General features: G+C 66.8%; 3 protein-coding genes. All 3 read left to right on the top strand.

All coding sequences use genetic code 11. The features are described from left to right. Positions 1 to 369 precede the first annotated feature (369 nt). The 3 genes from RCF13_RS01855 (at position 370) to RCF13_RS01845 (ending at position 3,860) form a co-directional block, all read left to right on the top strand. Positions 370 to 861, top strand: coding sequence for a chemotaxis protein CheW (locus RCF13_RS01855; RefSeq protein WP_134969444.1), 492 nt, complete (start codon positions 370 to 372; stop codon positions 859 to 861). A gap of 213 nt (positions 862 to 1,074) precedes the next feature. Next, positions 1,075 to 1,380 (top strand): hypothetical protein, encoded by a 306-nt coding sequence (locus RCF13_RS01850; protein ID WP_223224824.1) that lies wholly within the window; start codon positions 1,075 to 1,077, stop codon positions 1,378 to 1,380. A gap of 101 nt (positions 1,381 to 1,481) precedes the next feature. Then, entirely contained in the window at positions 1,482 to 3,860 is a 2,379-nt protein-coding gene (locus RCF13_RS01845) for a methyl-accepting chemotaxis protein (RefSeq protein WP_231352704.1), read from the top strand. Positions 3,861 to 4,209 lie beyond the last annotated feature (349 nt).

The raw sequence follows: 4,209 nt of genomic DNA, 5'->3' as shown, positions 1-4,209 counted from the left end.
CCGGAAGTCCCGGTGTCAGGCTCGATATCGGCCCCGCTGGGGGGGACTTTAGGTGCCCGGGGAAAGGCATCCACGCATGGCGTGGATCCACCGGAGATCGGTAGTGCCGGCCCCGGGCCCGCCAATGCCCTACCCCCAATGTGCCCAAGTTTCCCGCCCACCCCCCCCCCCCCACGGGGCGGGCCGGGCCGCGGCCCGCACCGGGCCCCACCGGGGGGGCCGGCCCTGGGCCGCCCCGCGCCCGCCACTACCGATCTCCGGTGGATCCACGCCATGCGTGGATGCCTTTCCCCGGGCACCTAAAGTCCCCCCCAGCGGGGCCGATATCGAGCCTGACACCGGGACTTCCGGCAGAACCAGGACCCCTCGATGAACGACAAGACCAGCTCCGCCGCCAGCACCGGTGGCGAATTCCTCAGCTTCACGCTTGGTGACGAGCACTACGGCGTGGACATCCTCAAGGTGCAGGAAATCCGTGGCTATGATGCGGTTACCCGCGTGCCGGATGCCCCGGACTACATCAAGGGCGTGATCAACCTGCGCGGCACCATCGTCCCGGTCATCGACCTGCGCCTGAAGCTGCGCCTGGACAACGCCCGCTACGACGCCTTCACCGTGATGATCGTGCTGAACGTCGACGACCGCGTGGTCGGCATCGTCGTCGACAGCGTCTCCGACGTGATCCCGCTGTCGGCCGAGCAGATCCGACCGACCCCGGAATTCGGTGCCGCCGTCGATACCCGCTTCATCTCCGGCATCGGTACCCATGACGATCGCATGCTGATCCTGCTGGACATCGAGACCCTGCTCGACAGCGCCGACATGGGCCAGGCCAGCCTCGCCGAAGACGTCGCCGCCTGAGCAACCGGAACTGCTTCACGTTCCAGTCACAAAACCCTTCAGTTCCCTTCGGCGGTGCCGATAGGGGGACAGAAGCCGGCCGCGCAGGAGCGCGCAGGACCGGCCCGATCGTTACCATCCCCGGAGATACCCTCGATGAAGTCCCTGTTTGCGTTTGTCTCGGCCGCTGTCCTGGCCACCACCGCCACCTCCGCTTTCGCCCAGTCGGCCGACATGATCCCGCCGGAAATGGCGCCGCGTTCGGTCGGCAAGGACGGCATGGTCTGTGGCAAGGTCGAAAAGGCCCGCTACGCAGAAGGTTCCGAAGGCCAGCCGACCTTCCTGTACATGGGCGGTGCCTTCCCGCGCCACACCTTCTCGGCCCGCATCGCCGGCGAGAACCGCGGCAAGTTCTCCTTCCCGCTGGAAACCCTGGAAGGCAAGACCGTCTGCGTGATCGGCAAGATCCAGCGCGACGCCTCGCGCGCGGAAATCGAAGTCAGCTCGCCGGCTGGGCTGAAGCTGGCCAACATCAAGTAATCCGCTGTCCGTCGAACTACGCCGGACCTGGTGCCGGCGTGGTTTCTGCTGCAACCGGGCCCGATGCCCGGGCGCGTCTGCCTTAGGAGCTCGCAACGCCCATGCCGTGGATCAATAACCTGAAACTGATGCCGAAGCTGCTGCTGACCTTCGGCGTCCTCCTGCTGGTGATGCTGCTGCAGGGCATCGTCGCCTATCGCGGCCTGCATTCGCTGAACAACGTCACCACCGAGCTGGCCGGTTCACGCATGGAAAGCATCCGCCTCGCCGGCGAGATGCGCGGCATGCTGGGCGAGTACCGCAATGCCGCCTACCAGCAGTTGATCCGCGCCAGCGACGACGTCAAGGCCGATGCGCGCAAGCGGGCCGTCGACCTGCGCACCAGCATGGACAAGTCGATCAAGGACTATCCGAAGCTGGTCGATAACGCACAACAGAAGAAGCTGTTCGACACCTTCGCCAAGGAATGGAAGGATGCCCTGGCTTCCTATGACAGCGTCACCGAAATGCTGGAACTGGACCTGCCGGACGACGCCATCGATACCTTCGTCGGCGAAACCCGTACCAAGCACCGCAAGGCTGCATCGGCGCTGGAAGCGCTGATCGCCGAAGACAACCGCCTCGCCCGCGCCTCGCGCGAAGAGGCCGCTTCCACCTATTCCGCCTCGGCCGTGCTGACCGTGATCGCCCTGCTGGGCGGCGCCGCGCTCGGCCTGGTGCTGGTGTGGCTGTTCGCACGCGCACTGGTCGGCAGCGTGCGTGGCGCCGTCTCGGTCGCCAACGACGTCGCCGGTGGCAAGCTCGATGGCCATATCGACGTCAGCCGCCAAGACGAAGTGGGCGAACTGATGCAGGCCATGCAGCGCATGCAGCGCGACCTGCGCGAGCGCATCGAAACCGACCAGGCCGTCGCCCGCGAGAACCTGCGCATCCGCACCGCGCTGGACTACAGCTCGACCGGCGTGTACCTGACCGACACCAGCAACACCATCGTCTACAGCAACCGCGCCCTGCAGCAGACCCTGAGCCAGTACCAGGACGAAGTGCGCCGCGACCTGCCGGACTTCGACGCCCAGGCCTCGCTGATCGGCAAGCCGGTCACCGTGCTCGAGCACCGTGGCGAGATGGACCAGACCCTGCTGGGCAACCTGAAGGCGCACGGTGTCGCGCGTCGCCCGATGCAGTACGGCGATGCCCAGTTCGCCCAGGTGGTGTCGACCATCCGCAATGAAGGCGGCGACACCGTCGGCTACGTGGTGGAATGGCGCGACCGTACCCAGGAAGCGCAGGTTGAAGCGGAAGTGGCCCGCGTGATCGCCCAGGCCGCCGCCGGCGACCTGTCCGGCCGCATTGACGCCACCGACAAGGAAGGCTTCTTCCTGCAGCTGGCGCAGCAGATCAACGGCCTGCTGGACGCCAACGCCGGCAGCATCGAACAGATCTCCGGCCTGCTTGCGGCACTGTCGCAGGGTGACCTGACCGTGCGCATGCACGGCGACTACCAGGGCGTGTTCGCGCGCATGCGTGACGATGCCAACGCCACCGCCGCGCAGCTGAGCGAGATCGTCACCCGCATCAAGCAATCCAGCCGCGCGATCAGTTCGGCCGCCGGCGAGATCGCCTCGGGCAACAGCGACCTGTCGCGCCGTACCGAGCAGCAGGCCGCCAACCTGGAGGAAACCGCGGCCTCGATGGAGGAACTGACCTCCACCGTGCGCCAGAACGCCGAGCACGCCCGCCAGGCCAATCAGCTCGCCATCGGCGCGCATGGCGTCGCCTCGCAGGGTGGCGAGGTCGTCGGCCAGGTGGTCACCACCATGTCCGCCATCGAAGCCTCGTCGAAGAAGATCGCCGAGATCATCAGCGTCATCGACGGCATTGCGTTCCAGACCAACATCCTGGCACTGAACGCCGCCGTGGAAGCCGCGCGTGCCGGTGAACAGGGCCGCGGCTTTGCCGTGGTTGCCAGCGAAGTGCGCACCCTCGCCCAGCGCTCGGCCGCCGCCGCCAAGGAGATCAAGGGCCTGATCGACGACTCGGTCGGCAAGGTCAACGATGGCTCGGCGCTGGTGCACAAGGCCGGCGCCACCATGGGCGAGATTGTCGCCTCGGTGCAGCGCGTGACCGACATCATGGCCGAAATCTCCGCGGCCTCGCAGGAACAGTCCGCCGGCATCGAGCAGGTCAACCAGACCGTGGTGCAGATGGACGAGACCACCCAGCAGAACGCCGCACTGGTGGAGGAAGCCACTGCTGCCGCGCGTGCGATGGAAGAACAGGCCGGTCACCTCAGCGAGGCCGTGTCGATCTTCGTGGTGGACGAAGCCGATACCGTGGTTGCCCCGCCGCGCACCGCTGCCCCGGCCCCGCGTCCGGCTGCACCGGCAGCACCGGCTCCGGCTACCCCGCCCGCCCGACGCACGGCGGGTGGTCGCCCGATGGCCACCGAACTGGCCGATGGGGACTGGCAGGAATTCTGATGCCTGCCTGACCTGATCTGCGAGAACGCCCTGGCCCTGTGCTGGGGCGTTTTCGTTTACGGGGTATCGGGTATCCAGCCAACGGCGAAGCCCCTCGGGGTGGGTCGGGAAGCGCTGCGGATTTCCTTCGTTTGGGCCGGGAGGGTGGGTTGCGCAGGGGACGCCGTTAACCCGTCCTTGGGGGCTTGGCCGCGGCATCCATGCCGCGGACTGATCTGGCCCCCCGTCAGCGGACGCCAAGAAGCGATACTTTGATCGCACTTGGAGGTCCCTTATGTCCCGTATCACCCGTCGTAGCTACACCGATGAGTTCAAGCACCAAGCCGTGGAGTTGGCCGAGTCGCTCGGA

This window comes from Stenotrophomonas maltophilia group sp. RNC7, from assembly GCF_030910085.1.
Taxonomy (GTDB): domain Bacteria; phylum Pseudomonadota; class Gammaproteobacteria; order Xanthomonadales; family Xanthomonadaceae; genus Stenotrophomonas; species Stenotrophomonas sepilia.
Note: the sequence above shows the minus strand (reverse complement) of the source record. Positions and strands in the feature narration are given on the sequence as shown.

Excerpts from the sequence above, each read along its gene's own strand:
- RCF13_RS01845 (WP_231352704.1), top strand. The coding sequence starts at position 1,482 with ATGCCGTGGATCAATAACCTGAAACTGATGCCGAAGCTGCTGCTGACC.
- RCF13_RS01855 (WP_134969444.1), top strand. The coding sequence starts at position 370 with ATGAACGACAAGACCAGCTCCGCCGCCAGCACCGGTGGCGAATTCCTC.
- RCF13_RS01850 (WP_223224824.1), top strand. The coding sequence starts at position 1,075 with ATGATCCCGCCGGAAATGGCGCCGCGTTCGGTCGGCAAGGACGGCATG.